Origin of the sequence: Streptomyces sp. NPDC102274, from assembly GCF_044766385.1 — a bacterium.
Taxonomy (GTDB): domain Bacteria; phylum Actinomycetota; class Actinomycetes; order Streptomycetales; family Streptomycetaceae; genus Streptomyces.
This window is the reverse complement of record NZ_JBIWLW010000023.1, coordinates 111,513-132,990: the sequence shown is the minus strand read 5'-3', so window position 1 is coordinate 132,990 and position 21,478 is coordinate 111,513. Positions and strand designations below refer to the sequence as shown.

The following is a 21,478-nucleotide window of genomic DNA, read 5'->3' as shown; positions in this document are numbered from 1 at the left end:
ACTGAAGGGGCCTAGTCTTCAACAGGTGAGCCAGTTGATGTCCTGCGAATCCGAGAACGACCTGCCCGCTGAAGCGGAAGCCGCGCTCCCCGGCACGTTGCCCGAAACGCTGCGTGCCGAGCTGATCGCCTTCCGCCGGGACATGCATATGCATCCCGAGCTGGGCAACCAGGAATTCCGTACCACCGCCGCGCTCAAGCACCGGCTGGAGCAGGCCGGGCTCGCGCCGCGGGTGCTCAACACCGGTACCGGGCTCATGTGTGACATCGGGACTCCCGACGCCGCCCGCCCCATGCTGGCCCTGCGCGCCGACATCGACGCGCTGCCCATCCCGGACACCAAGACCGGCGTCCCGTACCGCTCCACCGTGCCCGACCGGGCGCACGCCTGCGGGCATGACGTCCATACCACCGCCGTGCTCGGTGCAGGGCTGGTTCTCGCCGAACTCGACCGGCAGGGGCAGCTGCCCAATGCCGTGCGGCTGATCTTCCAGCCCGCCGAGGAAGTGCTGCCGGGTGGTGCCGTCGACGCCATCGAGTCCGGGGTGCTCGATGGCGTCGGTGGCATCATCGCGGTGCACTGCGACCCCAAGGTCGACGCCGGGCTGATCGGACTGCGTACCGGCCCGATCACCTCCGCCTGCGACCGGCTGGAGATCAGCCTCGACGGCCCCGGCGGCCACACCGCGCGCCCCCACCTCACCACCGACATGGTCACCGCGGTCGCCAAGGTGGCCACCGAGGTCCCCGCGCTGCTGGCCCGCCGGGTCGACGCCCGCGCCGGGCTCTCCGTCACCTGGGGACGTATCGCGTCCGGCCACACCTGCAATGTCATCCCGCAGCACGCCGAGCTGTCCGGCACCGTCCGCTGCCTGGACCTGCCCGCATGGCGCGACGCACCGGATCTGGTGCACGCCGCGATCGACGAGATCGCCACGCTCCACCACGCCAAGTCGCAGATCGAGTACATCCGCGGCGTGCCGCCGGTGGTCAACGACCCGGTCGTCGCGGAACTGCTGCGCGCCGCGCAGATCGCGCGCCGCGGTGCGTACGCGGTCGAGGACACCGAGCAGAGCCTCGGCGGAGAGGACTTCTCCTGGTATCTGGAACAGGTGCCCGGCGCGATGGCGCGGCTCGGCGTACGGACGCCGGGCAGCCAGGCCCGATACGACCTGCATCGTGGCGATTTCGACGTCGACGAGCAGGCGATTCAGGTCGGAGTGGAGCTTTTCACGGCCGCCGCGTTGATCGACGGCAACCGTTTGTAACCGGCGATGACACCTTCGGCCCGCCCTCCGTTCGCGACGATCCGATAACGGCTGCCGTACAGGTCTTTATCTGACATCTACGCGCGTTACGATCCACGCGAAACCAGCGCCAGCCGAGGCGCTTCGGTCAGGTTGAAGGAGCCTCCCTTGCGCCGGATCACCAGGATCGCCACCGTGGGTGTCGCGTCAGCGGCACTCGCGCTCACGGCCACCGCGTGTGGTAACAAGACGTCGTCGGACGCCGCCGGTTCCGACTCCAAGGAAGCCGGCGCCGCCATCGCGTACGACATCGGCGGCCGCGGTGACCAGTCGTTCAACGACGCCGCCTTCGCCGGTCTGTCCAAGGCCGAGACCGACCTGAAGATAAAGGGCAGCGCCGCCGAGCCCTCCGAGGGCGAGTCGGACGCCGACAAGGTCCAGCGGCTGACCGAGCTGGCCCGCGCCGGCAACAACCCCGTGATCGGCGTCGGCTTCGCGTACGCGCCCGCCATCAAGAAGGTCGCGCCGAAGTTCCCGAAGATCACCTTCGGCATCATCGACGACTCCTCGGTGACCGGCAAGAACATCGCCAACATGGTCTTCAACGAGGAGCAGGGCTCGTATCTCGCCGGCGTCGCCGCCGCCAAGGTCACCAAGTCCAAGACAGTCGGCTTCATCGGCGGTGTCGAGACCCCGCTGATCAAGAAGTTCGAGGCCGGCTTCGTGCAGGGCGTCAAGGAGACCGACCCGTCGGTCAAGGTCCTGTCGCAGTACCTGACCCAGCCCCCGAACTTCGACGGCTTCTCCAAGCCCGACCTGGGCAAGGCCGCCGCGCAGGGACAGCTCGACAAGAAGGCCGACGTGGTCTACGCCGCCGCCGGTCTCGCCGGCTCCGGCTCGATCGAGGCCACCTCGCAGGCCGGCAAGTGGGCCGTCGGCGTCGACTCCGACCAGTACAGCCAGAAGGGCCTGGCCGCCTACAAGGACCAGATCCTGACCTCGGTCACCAAGGACGTCGCCGACTCGGTCTTCAACCTGATCAAGTCCGTCCAGGACGGCTCGCCGCAGACCGGTGAGGTCCGCTACGGCCTGGACAAGGACGGCGTCGGCCTGGCCGATTCCAACCCGGCCTACACCAAGATGACCGATGTGGTCGCCGCGGTGGACAAGGCGAAGAAGGGCATCGTGGACGGCAAGATCACCGTCAAGACCACGCCGTAACGGCCCTGTCCGGTCGCGCGGTGGTACCTCCCGCGGGCCCGGAGCGACGGTGTACGCCGTCGCCCCGGGCCCCGGGCACACCGGGCCCGGCACAGGACCCGGCCGACGCCCCCGCGCACCGGCCGGCGTACGAACACCCGGTCACCACCCGGTCACCCCCTGACCGCTCCCGTCCTCCCGCCTTACGATTCGGCAGCGCTACGCGTGTAGACGACCCTTTGGCGCGATAACTTCACCCCCGCCTGCCACTCACCCCCGCCTCCACTCCTTTCCCGCCAAGGAGAGTGCGTCATCAACGCGTCCAGCAGCCCGCCCAGCGGTCCGCCCAGCAGTCCTCCCGCAGTCGAACTGCGCGGCATCACCAAGAGATTCCCCGGCGTTGTCGCCAACCACGACATCGACATCACCATCCGCACGGGCACGGTCCACGCCCTGGTCGGTGAGAACGGTGCGGGCAAGTCGACGCTGATGAAGATCCTCTACGGCATGCAGAAGCCGGACGAGGGCACCGTCACCGTCGACGGCGCGGAGGCCGCGTTCACCAGCCCCGCCGACGCCATCGCGCGCGGCATCGGCATGGTGCACCAGCACTTCATGCTCGCCGACAACTTCACCGTCCTGGAGAACGTCGTCCTCGGCGGCGAGAGCCTGTACGGCATCGGCGCGAAGGCCCGTAAGAAGATCAAGGAGATCTCCGACGCGTACGGCCTCGGCGTACGCCCCGACGCGCTCGTCGAGGACCTCGGGGTCGCCGACCGCCAGCGCGTGGAGATCCTCAAGGTCCTCTACCGCGGCGCGCGCATCCTGATCCTGGACGAGCCCACCGCCGTGCTGGTGCCGCAGGAGGTCGAGGCGCTCTTCGACAATCTGCGCGAGCTCAAGGCCGAGGGCCTGACCGTCATCTTCATCTCGCACAAGCTGGGCGAGGTGCTGTCGGTCGCCGACGACATCACTGTCATACGCCGCGGTACGACCGTGGGCACCGCCGACCCCGCGCACACCACCACCAAGCAGCTCGCCGAGCTGATGGTCGGCAGTGAGCTGCCCTCGCCGGAGACCCGCGAGTCGACGGTGACGGACATACCGATGCTCACGGTGGACGGGCTGCGGCTGACCGCGACCGACCCCGACGGCGCGGTACGCGAGGTACTCGACGGGATCACCTTCACCATCCACCAGGGCGAGGTCCTGGGCATCGCGGGCGTCGAGGGCAACGGCCAGACCGAGCTGATCGAGGCTCTGATGGGGCTGCGCGACCCCGATGGCGGGGTGATCACGCTCGACACCGCCGACATCTCGCACGCGCCCACCCGCAAGCGGCGCGAGGACGGCATCGGCTACATCCCCGAGGACAGGCACCGGCACGGCCTGCTGCTGGAGGCCCCGCTCTGGGAGAACCGCATCCTCGGCCATGTCACCGAGCGGCCCAACAGCCGCGGCGGCCTGCTCGACCTGAAGGCCGCCCGCGCCGACACCACCCGGATCGTGCGCGAGTACGACGTCCGTACGCCCGGTATCGAGGTCACCGCGGCCTCGCTCTCCGGCGGCAACCAGCAGAAGCTGATCGTCGGCCGAGAGATGAGCCACAGCCCCAAGCTGCTGATCGCCGCCCACCCGACCCGCGGTGTGGACGTCGGCGCGCAGGCGCAGATCTGGGACCAGATCCGGGAGGCCCGCCGTGAGGGGCTGGCCGTCCTGCTGGTCTCCGCGGACCTGGACGAACTGATCGGGCTCTCCGACACCCTGCGAGTGATGTACCGCGGCCGGCTCGTCGCCGACGCGGACCCCGCCACCATCACTCCGGAGGAACTGGGCTCGGCCATGACCGGCGCCGCCACCGGTCACCTGGAGGCAGAACCCGACCCCACGGCTGAGGCACCACAGGCCGCGGCGGCACCCCCGGAGGACGAGGCCCGATGAAGAAGTTCGACAAGGACCGGCTGATCCTGGGCTTCGCGGGCCCGGTGCTCGCGCTGGTCGTCGCCGTAGTCCTCACCACCGTGGTGCTGCTCGTCTCGGGCAGCGACCCCTTCGAGCCGTACCGCATCATGTTCGAGTCCGCCTCGTACGTGGATGTCCAGGTACTGATCGTCAACCAGGCCGGCACGTACTATCTGGCCGCCCTCGCGGTCGCCGTCGGCTTCCGGATGAACCTCTTCAACATCGGTGTCGACGGGCAGTACCGGCTCGCCGCGATGATGGCGGCGCTCGTCGGCGCCAGCGTCGATCTGCCGGGACCGCTCCAGATCGCGCTGATCGTGGTCGTCGCGATGCTGGTCGGCGCCTTCTGGTCCGGTATCGCGGGCATCCTCAAGACCACCCGCGGGGTGAGCGAGGTCGTCTCCACGATCATGCTCAACTCGATCGCCACCAGCCTCGTCGCCTGGCTGATCCTGCCCAAGAACTTCGGCGTGCAGCCGGCCGGCTCCAACAACCTGACCACCGGTGACATCCCGGAGTCCGGCTGGTTCCCCGGCCTCTCCATGGGCGCCGAGGCCGGTGAGATCTACGGCTTCACCTTCGTCGCCGCCGCCTGCGGCCTCATCTACTGGTTCGTCCTCGGACGTACCCGCTTCGGCTTCGACCTGCGCGCCACCGGCGCCAGCGAGACCGCGGCCCAGGCCTCCGGCGTCGACGCCAAGAAGATGATCCTCACCTCGATGCTGATCTCGGGCGCGGTCGCCGGCCTCGCCGGGATGCCGACGCTCCTCGGCGACACCCACACGTACAGCCTCGACTTCCCGACCGGCATCGGCTTCACCGGCATCACCATCGCCCTGCTCGGCCGGAACAACCCGCTCGGCATCGCCTTCAGCGCCCTGCTCATCGCCTTCCTGGACAAGGCGTCGGCCTCCCTCGACCAGTACGGGTACGAGAAGGAGATCGCCACGATCATGCAGGGCCTGATCGTGATCTCGGTCGTCGTCAGCTACGAGCTCGTCCGCCGCTACGGGATCCGCCGCCAGCAGCAGAAGGTCGGCGCGGAACTCGCCGCCGGAGGAGCCCTCACGACCGAGGCCCGACCCGAGAACGACCAGACCGAGAAGGAGGGGGCCGCGCTGTGAGTACGAGCACGAGCACCGTCTCAGCCACCAGCGCCGCGCCCAAGAAGGGCGGTGGCCGCCGCACACTCTCCCTGCCCGTCGTCCTGCTGATCGTCGCGGGGGCGCTGGCCCTCGTCTCGCTCGTACGGCTGATCAGCGGCGCCGACGACGTCACCTCCGTCGGCCAGGTCGCCGGCGCCCTCGAACTCGCCATCCCCATCGGCCTGGCCGGACTCGGCGGACTGTGGGCCGAGCGCGCGGGCGTCGTCAACATCGGCCTCGAAGGGATGATGGTCCTCGGGACCTGGTTCGGCGCCTGGGCGGGCTTCCAGTGGGGCCCGTGGGCCGGCGTCCTGTTCGGCATACTCGGCGGCTGCCTCGGCGGTCTGCTGCACGCCGTCGTCACCGTCACCTTCGGTGTGAACCACATCGTCTCCGGTGTGGCCATCAACATCCTCGCCGTCGGCGCCACCCGCTATCTCTCCAACTTCGCCTTCGACGGGGTCGACGGCGGCTCCTCCAAGCAGTCCCCGCGCATCGACTCCATCACCGAGATCACCGTCCCGGGGCTCTCCGAGTGGATGCAGGACCTCCAGGCCAGACACTGGTTCCTGGTCTCCGACATCGCGGGTGTCGTCGGCGGTCTGGTGACCAATCTGTCGCTGCTCACCATCGTCGCGCTGCTGCTGATCCCCGGTACCTGGTGGGTGCTGTGGCGTACGGCGTTCGGCCTGCGGCTGCGCTCCTGCGGTGAGAACCCGGTCGCGGCGGAGTCGCTGGGCGTCAACGTCTACAAGTACAAGTACATCGCCGTCACCGTCTCCGGCGGTCTCGCCGGTCTCGCCGGTGCCTTCCTCGCGATCGTCGCCACCGGCATCTACCAGGAGGGGCAGACCGGCGGCCGCGGCTATATCGGTCTCGCCGCGATGATCTTCGGCAACTGGATGCCGGGCGGCATGGCCCTCGGCGCCGGGCTCTTCGGCTTCACCGACAGCCTCAAGCTGCGGGGCGGCGCCGAGAACGTCCACGCCATGCTGCTGCTTCTCGCGATCCTGCTCGTGCTGGTCGTAGCGTGGCAGCTGTACAAGAAGAAGTACGTCTCCGCGGTGATCTCGGCGGCCGTCTCGGCGCTGCTCTTCGCCTGGTACGGGCTGACCGACCAGGTGCCGAGCCAGTTCGTGGACGCCGCCCCGTACGTCACGACGCTGCTGGTCCTCGCGCTCTCCGCGCAACGGCTCAGGATGCCCAAGGCGGACGGTATGCCGTACCGGAAGGGGCAAGGAAAATGACCGCACCGGCCGGACCGGCGGTGGACTGGGAAGCACTGCGGGCGTCCGCCCGTGCCGCCATGACCCACGCCTACGCCCCGTACTCGAAGTATCCGGTCGGGGTCGCGGCCCTCGTGGACGACGGCCGTACGATCACCGGCTGCAATGTCGAGAACGCCTCGTACGGCATCGGGCTGTGCGCGGAATGCGGTCTGGTCTCGGCGCTCCAGCTGAGCGGCGGCGGCCGGCTCACCCACTTCACCTGCGTCGACGGCGCGGGCGAGGTGCTGGTGCCGTGCGGGCGCTGCCGCCAGCTGCTGTACGAGTTCGGTGGGCCGGAGCTGGTCCTGGAGACCCCGGACGGGTTCCGCACGATGGCCGAGATGCTGCCGCAGGCGTTCGGCCCCGGCCACCTGAACTGACCGCGGCCACGGCCCTCCGGGCGTACTCCCCGCCCTCCGGGCGTACTCCCCTCCTGAACCCGGCCCCTCCGCCGCCGCGACCGACCCGGCGGTGGAGGGGCCGCACAACCCCCTCGGATCTATGCGCGTAGAGACCTCCGGGATACTCTCGCCTACGTACGGCAGTCATCGAAAGGATCACCATGGACGTCATCTCCGTCATCCGCGCCAAGCGGGACCGGGGCGAGCTGAGCCCCGAGCAGATCGACTGGGTGATCGACGCCTATACGCGGGGCGAGGTCGCCGACGAGCAGATGTCGGCGCTGGCGATGGCGATCCTGCTCAACGGCATGAACCGTACGGAGATCGCGCGCTGGACCGCGGCCATGATCGCCTCCGGCGAGCGCATGGACTTCTCCGCGCTCTCCCGCCCCACGGCCGACAAGCACTCCACGGGCGGTGTGGGCGACAAGATCACTCTGCCGCTGGCCCCGCTGGTCGCCGCGTGCGGCGCCGCCGTACCGCAGCTCAGCGGCCGGGGCCTCGGGCACACCGGCGGCACACTCGACAAGCTGGAGTCCATCCCCGGCTGGCGGGCGCTGCTCTCCAACGCCGAGATGCTGAACGTCCTGGAGACCACCGGCGCGGTCATCTGCGCGGCGGGCGACGGCCTGGCCCCCGCCGACAAGAAGCTGTACGCGCTGCGCGATGTCACCGGCACCGTCGAGGCCATCCCGCTGATCGCCTCCTCGATCATGTCCAAGAAGATCGCCGAGGGCACCGGCTCGCTGGTCCTGGACGTCAAGGTCGGCTCCGGCGCCTTCATGAAGACGATCGAGGACGCCCGCGAACTCGCCTCCACCATGGTGGGCCTGGGCACCGACCACGGCGTACGGACCGTCGCCCTGCTCACCGACATGGACACCCCGCTCGGCCTCACCGCGGGCAACGCCCTGGAGGTGCGCGAATCCGTCGAGGTCCTGGCGGGCGGCGGCCCGGCCGATGTCGTCGAACTGACCCTCGCCCTGGCGCGCGAGATGCTCGACGCGGCGGGCCTGCGGGACACGGACCCGGCGAAGGCGCTGGCCGACGGCTCGGCGATGGACGTCTGGCGCCGCATGGTCGCCGCGCAGGGCGGCGACCCGGACGCGGCGCTCCCGGTCGCCCGCGAGACCCACGTGGTGGTGGCCCCCGCCACCGGTGTTCTGACCCGCCTGGACGCGTACGGGGTGGGCGTCGCCGCCTGGCGCCTGGGCGCGGGCCGCGCCCGTAAGGAGGACCCGGTGCAGGCGGGTGCGGGCGTGGAGCTCCACGCCAAGCCGGGCGACCTGGTCACGGCGGGCCGACCGCTGCTGACGCTGCACACGGACACCCCTGAGAAGTTCGACTACGCGCTGGGCGCGCTGGCGGGCGCGTACGACATCGAGGCGTCCGACACGGCGTTCACGGCGCCGCCGGTGGTGCGGGAACGTATCGCCTGACCTGCGCCCGCGGCCGGAGGCCGCTGATGTACGCGCCTCGTACGGGTGAACGGGATCGGTGGACGGTCATCGGTCCCGTTCGGCATGCTGGGATCGGTGACACAGCAAAGGAGACCGCCATGAGCGCACTCACCGTCGACCACGAGCGCGAGCAGGGCTGGGACGACCTCGTTCACACCTGGAAGGGGATGGACGCACCCGAGGGCCGCAAGGTGGAGATCATCGAGGGGATCATCACCGTGTCACCGTCGCCGTCCTGGGACCACAATTCCACCGCTTCCATCATTCAGCGCCGCCTGTTCGCTGTGATCCCGGAGGAGTGGCACATCTTCCAGACGCAAGAGGCGGCTGTACCAGGCCGTAAGGGGCTGTACATCCCCGACCTGATGGTGGCGGCGGAGGAGGACAGGCCCGCGCCCGGTGATCTGTTCCCCGCGAGCGAGGCGAAGCTGGTCGTCGAAATCACCTCGCGTGGCAACGCCAACCACGACCGCATCGCCAAGGCTCACGGTTACGCCCAGGCCGGCGTTCCGCTCTATCTGCTGCTCGACGCCTGGCATTCGGGTCGGCCCACGGCGACGCTCTACGGTGAGCCCGAGGGCGGGACGTTCCGAGTCCTCCAGTCGGTCGAATACGGCGGCAAAGTGACGCTGCCGCCCCCGTTCGACCTGACCATCGACACCGCGGAGTTCCCCGTCAGCTGACCGCCCGCCCCGCCAGCAGCCCCGCCAGATCCCGCATGTCGTCGAAGACGACCGCGCCGGGGCCGGTCAGCCGGTGCGGGGCCGTCAGGCCGCCCGCGTAGCCGAAGGCGCGCATTCCGGCGGCTCGGGCCGCCTCGACGCCGTACGGGCTGTCCTCCACCACCGCACAGCGCGCCGGGTCCACGCCCAGGGTGCGGGCCGCGTGCAGGAAGAGGTCCGGGGCGGGTTTGCCGCGGGCGACGTCGGCGGCGCTGAAGATACGGCCCTCGAAGTGGTCGTACAGACCGGTGATCGTCAGATTGCGCCGGATGCCGTCGTGACCGCCGTTCGAGGCGAGACAGAAGGGGATGTCCAGGGCCTCCAGCGCCTCGGTGATCCCGTCGACCGCCGTCAACTCGGCGTCGAACGCCTCCTGGTAGAGATGCTCGTACGCGCGGTGCCACCCCGGCTCCAGCGGGCGTCCTAGCCGGGCCTCGACGGCCGCGTCGAAGACCTCTCCGGAGGAGCCGACGAACGTCGCGATGATCTCCTCCTCCGTGAAGTGACAGCCCAGCGCGGCGAAGACCTGGGCGTCGATCCGTATGGATATCCGCTCGCTGTCCACCAGCACGCCGTCGCAGTCGAAGATCACCAATTCGAAAGGATCATGGGTCATGTCCGGCAGCGTACGGGGTGTGCCCGGAGCGCTGCGATGAGTTCCGGCCGCCGGACCGGTCTCCCCCGTGTGGATGCCACGAAACCGATCGTTCTCGTCATCGCCGGCCACCTCACGCCGGCCGAGGTGCCCCGGTTCTGTGAGGAGCTGTACGAGCGGCTGCGCGGGGAACTCGCCGCGCGGCCGGACTACTTGGGCGCGGGAGAGGTGATCTGTGAGGTCGACGGTCTCGTCCGGCCGAACCTGGCGGCGGTCGAGGTGCTCGCCAGGCTCCAGCTCGACGCCCGCAGACTGGGCTGCCGGCTCCGCTTGCGGGGCGCCGACCGGGAGTTGCGGCTGCTGCTGGATCTCGTCGGTCTGGGCAACATGGCGGTCTAGGTGTTCTGTCCATGGACAGAACACCTAGACCTGTCCGGCCGGACAGGACCTAAGGCGGCAGTGGACCTAGGTGGGCAGCGGACCCGACGATCAGGTGGTTCGCGGGGTGGGCTGTGGAGAGACGCCCGGCGCCGGGAAGGTGCTCATCCCGGGGCGCGGGTCACGTGCCCCATGAAGGAAAGGTGCTCGACATGCGAGAGTTCACGCGTGCCGCGCTGGTCGTCGTCTGCGCGGTCGGTGCCGCCCTGACCGTCGTCCCCGTGGCGCAGGCCGCGCCCAACGCGGCGGCGCAGAAATGTCGTTACTACTACACCGGCTGGGGCCAGGGTCCGAACGGCGAGATCAACGGATTCGGGGACTACGCCGAGGGAGCCACCGACCCCCAGGGCCGGATCTGCCAGAACGGCTGGTGGGCCGACGCACGCGAGAACGCCGACGCACGCGAGAACAAGGAACAGGGCGCCCGAGGTTGACGCCCGGGGCCGGCGCCCCGGGGTGCACTGCCGGTGCCCCCCGGGCGCACTGCCGGCCTTCCGGCCCTCCGACGCGGTTTCCCCGCGTCGGAGGGCGGGCCCCCGAAGCACGGACGTGGACCGACCGGCACATCGGTCCTACGCCTTCTCCAGCCGCGCCGACAGATCGAACAGCGGGAACCACCGCTCCGTGTCCAGGAAGCAGTGCATCGTGACGATCTTGCCGTCCTCGATCTCGATGACCTGAAGCGCCCACGGGGTGAAGCCGTCGCCCGACTCCGCCGGCTTGTAGTGCGCGAAGGCCGGGGTGCCGTTGGCCACCGTCGGCAGGAGCCGCGAGCCACGGCAGCCCGCGCCGATGGTGAGCATGAAGCCGGTGATGTCGTCGTGGCCCTGGAGCCACAGGTCGTACGGCGGCATGGTGAACTTCGCGTCGTCATGGAGCAGCGCGGTCAGCGCCTTCATGTCGTAGCCCTCGAAGGCCGCCACATACCGCTCAAGCAGCTCTTTCTGCTCCTCGTCGAGCGGATCCGCCGCATCGGTCGCGGCCGGCTCCGACTCGGCGATCGTCGCGCGCGCCCGCTGGAGCGCGCTGTTGACGGAGGCGACGGTCGTATCCAGCAGTTCGGCGACCTCGCTCGCCTTCCACGCCAGCACCTCGCGCAGGATCAGCACGGCCCGCTGCTTCGGCGGCAGATGCTGAAGCGCCGCGACGAACGCCAGCCGGATCGTCTCCCGCGACACCGCGGTCTCGGCAGGGTCGGCCACCGAGGGCAGCACCCGGCCGTCCGGCACCGGCTCCAGCCAGACATTCTCCGGCAGCGAGGTGAGCTGGGCCTGGGCCACCGGCGTCGGGCCCGACAGATCCATCGGCCGGGCCCGGCGGTTGCCCGCGTTGAGCATGTCCAGGCATACGTTCGTCGCGATGCGGTAGAGCCACGACCGCAGCGAGGAGCGGCCCTCGAACTTCTCGAAGCTCTTCCACGCGCGCACCATCGTGTCCTGTACGGCGTCCTCGGCCTCGAAGGCCGACCCCAGCATCCGGTAGCAGTAGCCGGTCAGCTCCGTGCGGTGCTTCTCCAGCCGGGTATCCAGGTCCTGTGTTGCTGCAAGATCACTCATCGCGTCACCCCAGTCGCCCCCTTGAGACCAGTCTGTGAGACCGGTCTCACGGAAGCTACCGCAGCCCACTGACAATCCGCTCCGGTTCCCGGCTTACGGCCGTAAACGCAGACATCGTCGCCGTTCTTCAGCCGCGAGCAGTGCTTCGCGGCGACCGTCCCGCGAGCGCCCGCCGCCGCTCCGCGCGCGCCGCGTGCGATCCGTACAGCGTGATGGAGACGACACCGAGGACCGCGAGCAGACCCAGCGCGACCGTCGCCGCCCAGCCGCCCGCGTAGAACGCGATCGCGCCCAGCGTGCCGCCCGCGCTGCTGCCCAGGTAGTACGCCGACTGGTAGAGCGCCGACGCCTGCGCGCGGCCCGTTTTCGCCGTACGGCTCACCGACGACGAGGCGACCGCGTGGCCCGCGAAGAAGCCCGCCGTGATCAGCACCAGTCCGAGCAGCACCGCCGCCAGCGAGTCCGCCAGCGACAGCAGCAGACCCGCCGCCGTCGTGCCCACCGCCAGATACAGCGCGCCGCGCCGCCCCAGCCGCTCGACCAGCCGGCCGGCCGCGGCCGAGGAGACCGTACCGACCAGATAGACCAGGAAGATCGAGCCGATGACGCCCTGCGGGAGATGGAACGGCGCCTCCACCAGCCGGTAGCCGATCACGGTGTAGACCGCGCCGAACACCGTCATGAAGAGCGCGCCTATCGCGTACAGCCGGCGCAGCAGCGGATCGGCCAGATGCCCGCCGACGGTCTTCGCCAGCGCGCGCGGACTCAGCGACCGCGACGTGAAGTTCCGCGCCCTCGGGAGCAGGGCGCGGAACACCACCGCGCACACCACCGCGAGCAGCCCGACCGCGCCGAGCGCCGCCCGCCAGCCCCACAGCTGGGCGACCCAGCCGGTGAGGATACGGCCGCTCATCCCGCCGACGCTGTTGCCCGCGACGAACAGCCCGATCGCGGCGACCAGCGCCTTGGGCCGTACCTCCTCCGCCAGGTACGCCATCGCCGAGGCGGGCAGACCGGCCAGCGCCGCGCCCTGTACGGCGCGCAGCGCCACCAGCCACTCCACGTTCGGCGCGAACGGAACCAGCAGCCCCACGACCACCGCGACCACCAGCGACACGGTCATCAGCGTGCGCCGGCCGAACCGCTCGGACAGCGCGCTCAGGGGCAGTACGAACAGCGCCAGCGCGCCCGTCGCGGCCGAGACCGTCCAACTGGCCTGGCTCGCCGTCACACCGAGACCGGCGGAGATGGCGGGCAGCAGGGCCTGCGTGGAGTAGAGGAGGGCGAAGGTCGCCACCCCGGCGGCGAAGAGCGCGAAGCTCATCCGGCGGTAGCCGGGGCGGCCGGGGGAGAGCGGCGAATCGGTGGTGGTGGTGGCGGACGGCACGGCGGAGGCACCCGGGGTGACGGGTGCCTCGGTACTGACAGAAGGCATGTTTCGAAGGTAGGCAGCCGCACCTTCATGCGTCCAATGCATGGAATGGCGATAATCGTTCCCATGGTGCATGAACCCAGCTCACAGCGGCGGCTGTCACGGAACAGTTACGAACACGACATGGATCACATCGGTCCCATGGATCGCACGGCACCCGTGGCCGGACTGGACCCCGAGTCCTGGTCCGCGGTCCTCGCGCCACGGCTCGCCCACTTCGCGGGAGTGGCCCGCCACGAGCATGTGACCCGCGCGGCCCAGGACATGGCCGTCCCGCAGTCCACGCTCTCCCGGGCGATGGTCAGGCTCGAACGGGACCTGGGCGTCGCCCTGTTCGCCCGAAAGGGCCGTACGGTCTCCCTCACCCCCGCGGGCCGTACGTTCCTCACCTCCGTCGAACGGGCCCTCGCGGAGGTCGAGCGGGCCGCCGAGTCCGTACGCGCCGACGCCGACCCGGCGTCCGGCAAGGTCGCCTTCGGCTTTCTGCACACCATGGGCTGGGAGACCGTGCCCGGACTGATCAGGGCCTTCCGCGCCGACCATCCGCGGGTCCGGTTCCAGCTCGTCCAGAACTACGGCGAGGCGATGCTGGAGCGGCTGCGCGCGGGCGAGCTGGACCTCTGCCTCACCTCACCCGTACCGGACGCCCCCGATCTGGTCGCCCGCAGACTGGACGAACAGCGGCTGCGGCTGGTCGTCCCCGACGACCACCGGCTGGCTGGACGCCGCCGCGTGCGCCTCGCCGAAGCCGCCGACGAAACGTTCGTCACCCTCGAACCGGGTTACGGGCTGCGCCGGATCACCGACGACCTGTGCGCCGAGGCGGGCTTCCGGCCGCGCGTCGCGTTCGAGGGCGAGGAGGCCGAGACACTGCGCGGTCTGGTGGCGGCGGGCCTGGGCGTCGCCCTGCTGCCGCCGCCCGCCGTGGCCCGTCCCGGGGTGGCCGAGCTGACCGTCACGGCGCCCCGCGCGGCCCGCGAGATCGGTGTCGCCTGGCTCGACGGCCACCCGGACACCCCGCCCGTGGCGGCCTTCAAACGCTTCCTGCTCTCCCGCCGCGGCCAACTGCTCCCGGACTGACGGGGAGTCCGGACTGACGGGGAGTGGGGATCGCCGGACCCGGACCGAGGGGAGTGGGCAGTCGAAAGGCCCGGAAGGCCCGGCTCACGGCCGCAGCGACCGCCCGAACCCGGCCGCCAGCGGCATCCGCAGTCCCAGCGGCGGTGGCGCCGCCAGCGCGTCGGCGACCGGCCGGGAGTACGTACGGGGCAGCAGCGCCCCCAGCACGAAGTCCGCGGCCAGCGCCAGGACTTCCTGGTGGTGCTGGCGCAGCGCGTGCCCGTCGGAGTGGACCTCGAAGCGGCAGGTGTCCCGGTTGATCTTCTTGGCGCGCTCGGCCAGCCGGTAGGAGAGCTCGGGGTCGGTGCGCGCGTCGGTGGTGCCGTGCATGATGAGTACGTGACGGTCCGTCAGCTGCCGTACCGGCTCCGGTTCGACGGCCCGGTCGTCCTCCGGCAGCCAAGGGGCCATCGCCAGGACGGAGTTGACGGCGCGGTGGCCCGCCGCGTGCAGCGCGGCCCGGCCGCCCATCCCGTGCCCAGCGAGACACACCGGCACATCGCCGTAGCGTCGTATGACCTCGTCCGCCGCCCATTCGGCGTCCGCCGCCAGCCGCGCCTGCGCGCCGTTCCAGCCGCGTGCGCCGTAGTGCACCACATGGGCGACCAGCCCCTCGGCGGCCCCCGCCCTGGCGAGGTGGCGGAGCAGGGGCAGCATGCGCGCGTACGCGACGGGGGAGGGGCGCCTGTCCGAGAAGGGCTCGCCCTCGGGAAGCACCAGGATCACGCCCCCCACCGCGGCCCGCGCGACAGAAGCGCCGAACGCCCGACCCAACCGTGCCCGTGGCTCCGCGCGACGCGCGCGTGCCGAACCGTCCCGGCCTGCCGTACGTCCCCCCGGCCCGGGAACTGCGTGCTGTCCCATAGCAGAACAGTCTCAGAAGGAGAGGTGTACTCCACCCGTCCGCCCGGTCACTGTTACATATCGACCCCCTACGCTCTACGCGCGTAGGCGTTAGAGTGCGGAGATGACGAGCCAGACCTACCGTCCGCCCAGCACGGACCAGATCCGCCGCGCCCCCAAGGCCCTCCTCCACGACCACCTGGACGGCGGACTCCGCCCCGGCACGATCATCGATCTCGCCCAAGAGATCGGCTACGAGAGCCTGCCCGAACACGAGTCCGACAAACTCGGTCTCTGGTTCCGTGAGGCCGCCGACTCCGGCTCGCTGGAACGCTATCTGGAGACCTTCGCCCACACCTGCGCCGTCATGCAGACCCGTGACGCGCTCTTCCGGGTCGCCGCGGAGTGTGCGGAGGACCTGGCTCAGGACGGTGTCGTCTACGCCGAGGTGCGGTACGCGCCCGAGCAGCACCTGGAGCGCGGACTCACCCTCGAAGAGGTCGTGGAGGCCGTCAACGACGGCTTCAGGGAAGGCGAGCGGCGCGCGCAGGCCGACGGCCACCGCATCCGTGTCGGCGCTCTGCTCACCGCCATGCGGCACGCGGCCCGCGCCCTGGAGATCGCCGAACTCGCCAACCGGTACCGCGACTCCGAGGGCGGCGGTGTTGTCGGCTTCGACATCGCGGGTGCCGAGGCGGGCTTCCCGCCCACCCGCCACCTCGACGCCTTCGAGTATCTGAAGCGTGAGAACAACCACTTCACCATCCACGCGGGCGAGGCCTTCGGGCTGCCCTCGATCTGGCAGGCGCTCCAGTGGTGCGGCGCCGACCGGCTCGGCCACGGCGTGCGCATCATCGACGACATCGAGGTCGCCGAGGACGGCTCGGTGAAGCTGGGCCGGCTCGCCGCGTACGTACGCGACAAGCGCGTCCCGCTGGAGCTGTGCCCCAGTTCCAACCTCCAGACGGGCGCCGCCGCCTCGATCGCGGAGCACCCCCTCGGGCTGCTCCGCAAGCTGCACTTCAGGGCGACCGTGAACACCGACAACCGGCTGATGAGCGGCACGAGCATGAGCCGGGAATTCGAGCTGCTGATCGACGCCTTCGATTACACACTCGACGACATGCAGTGGTTCACGGTCAATGCGATGAAATCAGCATTCATTCCTTTCGATGAACGACTGGCCATGATCAATGAGGTGATCAAGCCGGGATATGCCGAGCTAAAATCCGAATGGCTGTTCAGGCAGACTGCTGTGACCAGCTAGTTCTTGCTGGCGGTGCGGTGATCGCCAGGATGGGGAAGCGGCCGGGAACACGGAATCCCGGCCGCTCTCGGGTGTTTGCGGGCCGTGCGCGCGGCTGGCTAGTTTGGAAAGCCGTTCGCATGCCCCCCGATTTTTGCCTTTCTCTTCCCCTTTCCTTCCCCACACCTTCCGCAAGGACGAAATCCCAGATGAAGCAGTCCGCCATCAAGACCCTCGGCACTGTCGCCCTCGGTGCCGCCTTCGCCGCGGCCGCCGCGGGCAGCGCCGCCGCCGCGCCCGCCGCCCCCGTTGCCGGTGCCGCGCCGGACCTCGTCACCAAGACGCTGCCGGTGGGGGACCTCACCGGCCAGCTCCCCGCGCCCCTTCCCGATGTGCTGGCGGCGACCGGGCTGGCGCTTGGCGCCGTCCAGCAGACCACGCCGTACGCGGTCGACGCCGTCAAGACGGCCAACCCCGTCCAGCAGCTGGTGGGCGGGCTGCCGGTGAACGGCCTGGGCAAGGGACTGCCGGTCAACGGGATCCCGCTCGGCGGCTGAGCTCGGCGGCTGAGCACGGGCGCACACAGCGGTGGGGCGTACACCCGGATCCGGATGTACGCCCCACTGTTCTGTGTGCAGGTGCCCGACTGTTCCGTGTACCGGTGCCCGTCCGCTACCAGGCGGCCGTGGCGGTCTTCTCGCCCGGCAGCAGCAGCCACAGCGCCAGATAGAGCAGGAACTGCGGGCCAGGCAGCAGACACGAGACGAGGAAGACCACCCGCATCGTGTTGGTGGACGTACCGAAGCGCTCGGCCAGCGCCGCGCACACTCCACCGAGCATCCGTCCGTGTCGAGGGCGGACCAAACCGGCCATGATGGGCTCCTTCGCGAGACCGTCCGGGGAGCCTCTCGTCGTGCTCCCCGATGTCTCCATGGTGCGCCGGGAGCGTGGGGCAGAGCGTCGCTCTACGGAGCGATGCCGACCCTGGGAATCGTCGGGGTCGTTCCCTGAAGTGCCTCATCCCTGGCGACGGCGTCCGACTCATTCTCACGGCTGCCCGGGTGCGACCCGCGGCGGAGGCGGCGGGGGACCGTACGGGAGCGACGCGCGCGGCGCAGCCGGGCCCGGCCGGCCGGAACCACCGCCAGATGCGCCAGGGCCACCCCGGCCGTATTGAGCAGCAGCGAGTCCACATCGACCACCCGGCCCGGCACCCCGGTCTGGAGCAGCTCGATCCCGAGCGAGATCATCGCGCCCGCCGTGACCGTACGGGCCATCGAGGCCCACCCGGAGACGAAGAGCCGGCCGTCGACCATCGGGAGCAGTACACCGAGCGGGGCCAGCAGCAGAAGTCCCTCGCCGATGCGCCGGGCGGCCTGGAAGGGCCCCAGCGCCAGATCGGCCTTGATACCCGCGAAGGGCGTCAGATTGGCCGCGTTCACCCAGATGACGTCCAACGGGCGGAGCGTCAGCCATCCCACCAGCATCAGATGCAGCAGAAGGAGAACGAACCCCGCCATACGGAAGCGGATGACGGCACTGCCGCCCGGACCTTGACGCACGCATCCCAAGACGCGGCGGCCGGCGGGATCGGTTCCGCCGGTCGCGGAAGAAGGGGTTCATGAGACGGGTATCACCCGTCCGGCCCCGGTCGGGGCGTGTCCGGGGCCGGGGGACGCTATGGATCCGGGGCCGGGGGAGGCCATGGACCGTACGGCGGGGAGGCTACCGACCGGACGGCGAGACGGACGTCGTCGGGACCGGGCCGACCGTCGGTGCCGGCATGTCCGGCTCGGTCTTCGTCGCCCCGGTGCAGATGTAGGCGCGCGGCGGATAGTCACCGGGCCCGCCCAGCACGACCCGCCCGTTCGTCGCCTCGCTCTCCGCGAAGGTACAGACGATCTGCGACAGCGCCGTCGCGGGCAGATCCTCCGGCTGATGGCTGAGCCGCAGCGTCCCGGCGGGGTCGTCGGCCCGCGAGGACGAGATGACCAGCGGCCCCCGTACGGCCGTGCTGAACCCCGCCTCCCGCTCATCGGCGGACAGCTGGGCCTGCAGCTCGTCGAGCAGACCCTGCGCGATCCGCACCCGGTCGTCGGAGCCCTTGCCCTGCTGGATCCGCGCGGCACGCTCCACCGACGCGAGCCCGGAGGAGCAGGCAAGATAGATCCGCACGGGAAGGCCGGGCCGCGCCTGGGTGATGACGTCCTTCCCGGAGATCTCGCACGGCTTCCGGGAGGGCGCGGGTCCGGCGTCCACCGGTACCGAGGTGGTCCTGATGCCGCACCCCGCGGCGAGCGCGGTGAGCGCGACCACACCCGCGAGCCGCCCGAAGGCGGCCACGCCGGTCCGTCGCGTACGGCTCGTGCCGCTCCCCGCTGTCCCGTTCCCCGTTGTGCCGTTCCCCGTTGTCCCGTTCCAGCGCGTCACCGGGCGTCGCCTTCCTCTCCCGGATCCTGATCGCGGTCACGCTCCGCGGCCTCCGCGCCGTCCCGGGGGAGCCGCAGTACGAACATCGCGCCGCCGTCGGGCACATTGGCCGCGGTGATGTCACCGCCGTGGATATGCGCGTTCTCCTGTGCGATCGACAGCCCGAGCCCGCTGCCCTCGGAGCGCGGCCGGGAGGCGCTCGCCTTGTAGAAGCGGTCGAAGACATGCGGCAGGACGTCCTCGGGGATACCGGGGCCGTGGTCCCGTACCTCGATGACCAGCCAGTCGTCCTCCGTGCGCACCGCCACCCGGACCGGCGAGCCACCGTGCTTGAGCGCGTTGCCGATCAGATTCGCCATGATCACATCGAGTCGGCGCGGATCGAGCCGCGCCATGATGCCGCGCTCGGCGTCCAGATCCACCGCGTCCAGCCAGGCCCGTGCGTCGATACAGGCCGTGACCTGGTCGACGACATCGACATCGTCCAGGACGAGCCGGGCCGTGCCCGCGTCGAAGCGGGTGACCTCCATCAGATTCTCCACCAGCACATTGAGCCGGCGGGTCTCGCTCACCACCAGCGTCACGGCGGGCGCGATCATTGGATCGAGGCCCTCGGCCTCCTCCTCCAGGACCTCTGTCACCGCGGTCAGCGCGGTCAGCGGGGTGCGCAGCTCATGTGACATGTCGGCGACGAAACGGCGGCTGGACTCCTCCCGCGCGCTCATGTCCGCGACCTTCTTCTGGAGCGACTCCGCCGCCTTGTTGAACGTACGGGAGAGATCGGCCAGTTCATCCCCGCCCGACACCCGCAGCCGGGTGCCGAACCTGCCCTCGCCGAGCTGCCGCGCCGCCTCGCCCAGCCGCTGCACGGGCTTGAGCACGGTCGTCGCCGCGGCGTGCGCCAGCAGGGCCGAGCCGACGAGCGCGAGCGCCGTGGCGATCCCCAGCGACCAGGCGAGCGAGTTGAGATCGGTGCGTTCCTGGTCGAGCGACTTGAACAGATACCCGGTCGGCCCGCCTCCGATGATGCGCGTACCGCCGACCAGATAGGGGGTGCCGCCGCGCTCCACGCGCTGCCAGAAGACGTGGTACGGGTACTTGTTCCCGGACGTGACCTTCTGCTTGTCGTTCACCGCGTCCTGGAGGGACTTCGGTACGTCGCCCATGGTGAAGGTGTCCGGATCGGAGACCCCCACGATCGGCTTTCCCCCGTCGCGCGTGCCTATCAGCAGCACGCTGTAACCGGGGCTTTCGCCCGCCATCAGGTCGGCCGTGCTCTGCAACTCCGCCTGGCTCGGCCGCAGGGGCAGCTCCGCGGCGCGGTTCTGCATCTCCCGCTGGAAGTCCTCCAGGGCCGAGTCCTGGGTCCGGGTGAGCACGGCCTCACGGTTGAGCCAGTACGCGATGCCCGAGGCGGAGACGGCGGCGGTCAGCGCGACGGCCGCGAAGACGACCACGAGCCGCAGCCGCAGACTGGTCCAGCGGAGCCCCGCGAGAACCGCCCTCTTCGCCGCGCCCGCCCGCGCCCCGCCGCCCGCGCCGCGGCGCGGGTTCCGGTACGGGTCGATGCCCTCATCGAGATGCGCGCCGTACGCGCCGTACGCGTCGTGCGCGCCGTTCTCCCTGGGTACGTCACTCACGAAGGCGCGTCCAGCCGGTATCCCACGCCGCGCACCGTACGGATCAGGGTCGGCGAGGACGGCACGTCCTCCACCTTCGCGCGCAGCCGCTGCACACACGCGTCCACCAGCCGTGAGTCACCGAGGTAGTCGTGCTCCCACACCAGCCGCAGCAGCTGCTGCCGGGACAGCGCCTGGCCGGGCCTGCGGCTCAGCTCGAGCAGCAGCCGCAGCTCGGTCGGCGTGAGCTGGAGGTCCTCCCCGTTCTTGGTGACCGTCATCGCGGAACGGTCGATCACCAGGCTGCCGAACGTCGCGGAGTCCGTGGACTCACGCTCGCCGCGCCGCAGCACCGCACGGATCCGGGCGTCGAGCACCCGTCCCTGGACAGGCTTCACCACATAGTCGTCGGCCCCGGACTCCAGACCGACCACCACATCGATGTCATCGCTGCGCGCGGTCAGCAGGATGATCGGCAGCTGGTCGGTGCGCCTGATGCGCCGGCACACCTCGAAACCGTCGATCCCGGGCAGCATCACGTCCAGCACGATCAGATCCGGCCGCTGCTCGCGCAGCAGTTTCAGGCCGTCCTCGCCTGTCGCCGCGGTGGCCACACGGTGGCCCTGGCGTGACAGCGAGAGTTCGAGGGCCGTGCGGATGGCGTCGTCGTCCTCGATCAGCAACAGGAAAGGCACGGAGGTCATTCTGTCCCATGGGGGGACCGGAGTTCGACCGTTGGAGCGCTCCCACCTCATCCCCACAGGTTTCACAAGCCACGAAGTCCCCTGTGACAGGG

The 21,478-nt window shown here is 70.3% G+C and carries 22 protein-coding genes; 13 read left to right on the top strand and 9 right to left on the bottom strand.

What is annotated here, in order from left to right:
• Positions 1-37: 37 nt before the first annotated feature.
• The 8 genes from ACIRQP_RS27755 (at position 38) to ACIRQP_RS27720 (ending at position 9,365) form a co-directional block, all read left to right on the top strand.
• Entirely contained in the window at positions 38-1,267 is a 1,230-nt protein-coding gene (locus ACIRQP_RS27755) for an amidohydrolase (RefSeq protein WP_403894130.1), read from the top strand.
• A gap of 147 nt (positions 1,268-1,414) precedes the next feature.
• Complete coding sequence (locus ACIRQP_RS27750; RefSeq protein ID WP_403894076.1) at positions 1,415-2,467, top strand: BMP family protein; 1,053 nt, start codon at positions 1,415-1,417, stop codon at positions 2,465-2,467.
• Between the two features lie 291 nt (positions 2,468-2,758).
• Positions 2,759-4,387 (top strand): ABC transporter ATP-binding protein, encoded by a 1,629-nt coding sequence (locus tag ACIRQP_RS27745; protein ID WP_403894128.1) that lies wholly within the window; start codon positions 2,759-2,761, stop codon positions 4,385-4,387.
• Positions 4,384-5,532 (top strand): ABC transporter permease, encoded by a 1,149-nt coding sequence (locus ACIRQP_RS27740; protein ID WP_403894074.1) that lies wholly within the window; start codon positions 4,384-4,386, stop codon positions 5,530-5,532. Before ACIRQP_RS27745 ends, ACIRQP_RS27740 begins: the two co-directional genes overlap by 4 nt.
• Positions 5,529-6,800 (top strand): ABC transporter permease, encoded by a 1,272-nt coding sequence (locus tag ACIRQP_RS27735; RefSeq protein WP_403894071.1) that lies wholly within the window; start codon positions 5,529-5,531, stop codon positions 6,798-6,800. Before ACIRQP_RS27740 ends, ACIRQP_RS27735 begins: the two co-directional genes overlap by 4 nt.
• A complete protein-coding gene (locus ACIRQP_RS27730) occupies positions 6,797-7,201 on the top strand; it encodes a cytidine deaminase (protein ID WP_249948199.1) in 405 nt (134 codons plus the stop codon). Before ACIRQP_RS27735 ends, ACIRQP_RS27730 begins: the two co-directional genes overlap by 4 nt.
• 182 nt (positions 7,202-7,383) lie before the next feature.
• On the top strand, positions 7,384-8,661 hold the full coding sequence (locus ACIRQP_RS27725; RefSeq protein WP_403894068.1) for a thymidine phosphorylase: 1,278 nt from the start codon (positions 7,384-7,386) through the stop codon (positions 8,659-8,661).
• 119 nt (positions 8,662-8,780) lie between these two features.
• Positions 8,781-9,365, top strand: coding sequence for a Uma2 family endonuclease (locus ACIRQP_RS27720; RefSeq protein WP_403894065.1), 585 nt, complete (start codon positions 8,781-8,783; stop codon positions 9,363-9,365).
• On the opposite strand, the gene ACIRQP_RS27715 is transcribed toward ACIRQP_RS27720, so the two are convergent.
• On the bottom strand, positions 9,358-10,020 hold the full coding sequence (locus tag ACIRQP_RS27715; protein WP_403894062.1) for an HAD family hydrolase: 663 nt from the start codon (positions 10,018-10,020) through the stop codon (positions 9,358-9,360). The two genes, ACIRQP_RS27720 and ACIRQP_RS27715, sit on opposite strands and share 8 nt — an antisense overlap.
• 69 nt (positions 10,021-10,089) lie before the next feature.
• Between ACIRQP_RS27715 and ACIRQP_RS27710 the strand changes: the two genes are divergently transcribed.
• Together ACIRQP_RS27710 and ACIRQP_RS27705 are read left to right on the top strand one after the other, a co-directional pair.
• Positions 10,090-10,398: an STAS domain-containing protein gene (locus ACIRQP_RS27710; protein ID WP_403894060.1), complete on the top strand. Its 309-nt coding sequence runs from the start codon at positions 10,090-10,092 to the stop codon at positions 10,396-10,398.
• A 191-nt stretch (positions 10,399-10,589) separates the two neighbouring features.
• Positions 10,590-10,871 (top strand): hypothetical protein, encoded by a 282-nt coding sequence (locus ACIRQP_RS27705; RefSeq protein ID WP_403894057.1) that lies wholly within the window; start codon positions 10,590-10,592, stop codon positions 10,869-10,871.
• Between the two features lie 138 nt (positions 10,872-11,009).
• Here the strand turns inward: ACIRQP_RS27705 and ACIRQP_RS27700 are convergent, their stop codons facing one another.
• Positions 11,010-11,993 carry a sigma-70 family RNA polymerase sigma factor gene (locus tag ACIRQP_RS27700; protein ID WP_403894054.1) on the bottom strand — a complete coding sequence of 328 codons (984 nt, stop codon included), beginning with the start codon at positions 11,991-11,993 and terminating at the stop codon, positions 11,010-11,012.
• A gap of 127 nt (positions 11,994-12,120) precedes the next feature.
• On the bottom strand, positions 12,121-13,428 hold the full coding sequence (locus ACIRQP_RS27695) for an MFS transporter (protein WP_403894051.1): 1,308 nt from the start codon (positions 13,426-13,428) through the stop codon (positions 12,121-12,123).
• A gap of 63 nt (positions 13,429-13,491) precedes the next feature.
• Here ACIRQP_RS27695 and ACIRQP_RS27690 point away from each other — a divergent pair, with 63 nt between their 5' ends.
• The gene (locus tag ACIRQP_RS27690) at positions 13,492-14,505 is read left to right on the top strand and encodes a LysR family transcriptional regulator (RefSeq protein ID WP_403894048.1); all 1,014 of its coding nucleotides are present in this window, start codon (positions 13,492-13,494) and stop codon (positions 14,503-14,505) included.
• Positions 14,506-14,589: 84 nt separating this feature from the next.
• Here ACIRQP_RS27690 and ACIRQP_RS27685 read toward each other — a convergent pair whose 3' ends face one another.
• Entirely contained in the window at positions 14,590-15,270 is a 681-nt protein-coding gene (locus tag ACIRQP_RS27685; RefSeq protein WP_403894046.1) for an alpha/beta hydrolase, read from the bottom strand.
• 241 nt (positions 15,271-15,511) lie between these two features.
• Here ACIRQP_RS27685 and ACIRQP_RS27680 point away from each other — a divergent pair, with 241 nt between their 5' ends.
• Together ACIRQP_RS27680 and ACIRQP_RS27675 are read left to right on the top strand one after the other, a co-directional pair.
• A complete protein-coding gene (locus tag ACIRQP_RS27680) occupies positions 15,512-16,654 on the top strand; it encodes an adenosine deaminase (RefSeq protein ID WP_403894043.1) in 1,143 nt (380 codons plus the stop codon).
• Positions 16,655-16,842: 188 nt separating this feature from the next.
• Positions 16,843-17,190 carry an ATP-binding protein gene (locus tag ACIRQP_RS27675; RefSeq protein ID WP_403894040.1) on the top strand — a complete coding sequence of 116 codons (348 nt, stop codon included), beginning with the start codon at positions 16,843-16,845 and terminating at the stop codon, positions 17,188-17,190.
• Between the two features lie 115 nt (positions 17,191-17,305).
• On the opposite strand, the gene ACIRQP_RS27670 is transcribed toward ACIRQP_RS27675, so the two are convergent.
• The 5 genes from ACIRQP_RS27670 to afsQ1 form a co-directional block, all read right to left on the bottom strand.
• Positions 17,306-17,506 (bottom strand): PspC domain-containing protein, encoded by a 201-nt coding sequence (locus ACIRQP_RS27670; protein WP_403894037.1) that lies wholly within the window; start codon positions 17,504-17,506, stop codon positions 17,306-17,308.
• Positions 17,507-17,598: 92 nt separating this feature from the next.
• Complete coding sequence (locus ACIRQP_RS27665; RefSeq protein ID WP_403894035.1) at positions 17,599-18,153, bottom strand: VanZ family protein; 555 nt, start codon at positions 18,151-18,153, stop codon at positions 17,599-17,601.
• 205 nt (positions 18,154-18,358) lie between these two features.
• Positions 18,359-18,976, bottom strand: coding sequence for a hypothetical protein (locus ACIRQP_RS27660; RefSeq protein WP_403894032.1), 618 nt, complete (start codon positions 18,974-18,976; stop codon positions 18,359-18,361).
• 83 nt (positions 18,977-19,059) lie between these two features.
• Positions 19,060-20,802 (bottom strand): ATP-binding protein, encoded by a 1,743-nt coding sequence (locus ACIRQP_RS27655; protein ID WP_403894029.1) that lies wholly within the window; start codon positions 20,800-20,802, stop codon positions 19,060-19,062.
• Entirely contained in the window at positions 20,700-21,377 is a 678-nt protein-coding gene (gene afsQ1, locus ACIRQP_RS27650; RefSeq protein ID WP_173476453.1) for a two-component system response regulator AfsQ1, read from the bottom strand. The genes ACIRQP_RS27655 and afsQ1 overlap by 103 nt, the downstream gene beginning before the upstream one ends.
• Positions 21,378-21,478 lie beyond the last annotated feature (101 nt).

Bases quoted from the DNA above. Each gene is read 5' to 3' on its own strand.
- ACIRQP_RS27665 (WP_403894035.1), bottom strand. From the start codon at position 18,153: ATGGCGGGGTTCGTTCTCCTTCTGCTGCATCTGATGCTGGTGGGATGG.
- ACIRQP_RS27740 (WP_403894074.1), top strand. From the start codon at position 4,384: ATGAAGAAGTTCGACAAGGACCGGCTGATCCTGGGCTTCGCGGGCCCG.
- ACIRQP_RS27755 (WP_403894130.1), top strand. From the start codon at position 38: ATGTCCTGCGAATCCGAGAACGACCTGCCCGCTGAAGCGGAAGCCGCG.
- ACIRQP_RS27720 (WP_403894065.1), top strand. From the start codon at position 8,781: ATGAGCGCACTCACCGTCGACCACGAGCGCGAGCAGGGCTGGGACGAC.
- ACIRQP_RS27715 (WP_403894062.1), bottom strand. From the start codon at position 10,020: ATGACCCATGATCCTTTCGAATTGGTGATCTTCGACTGCGACGGCGTG.
- ACIRQP_RS27725 (WP_403894068.1), top strand. From the start codon at position 7,384: ATGGACGTCATCTCCGTCATCCGCGCCAAGCGGGACCGGGGCGAGCTG.
- ACIRQP_RS27670 (WP_403894037.1), bottom strand. From the start codon at position 17,506: ATGGCCGGTTTGGTCCGCCCTCGACACGGACGGATGCTCGGTGGAGTG.
- ACIRQP_RS27675 (WP_403894040.1), top strand. From the start codon at position 16,843: ATGAAGCAGTCCGCCATCAAGACCCTCGGCACTGTCGCCCTCGGTGCC.
- ACIRQP_RS27700 (WP_403894054.1), bottom strand. From the start codon at position 11,993: ATGAGTGATCTTGCAGCAACACAGGACCTGGATACCCGGCTGGAGAAG.
- ACIRQP_RS27705 (WP_403894057.1), top strand. From the start codon at position 10,590: ATGCGAGAGTTCACGCGTGCCGCGCTGGTCGTCGTCTGCGCGGTCGGT.
- ACIRQP_RS27690 (WP_403894048.1), top strand. From the start codon at position 13,492: ATGGTGCATGAACCCAGCTCACAGCGGCGGCTGTCACGGAACAGTTAC.
- ACIRQP_RS27695 (WP_403894051.1), bottom strand. From the start codon at position 13,428: ATGCCTTCTGTCAGTACCGAGGCACCCGTCACCCCGGGTGCCTCCGCC.
- ACIRQP_RS27680 (WP_403894043.1), top strand. From the start codon at position 15,512: ATGACGAGCCAGACCTACCGTCCGCCCAGCACGGACCAGATCCGCCGC.
- ACIRQP_RS27730 (WP_249948199.1), top strand. From the start codon at position 6,797: ATGACCGCACCGGCCGGACCGGCGGTGGACTGGGAAGCACTGCGGGCG.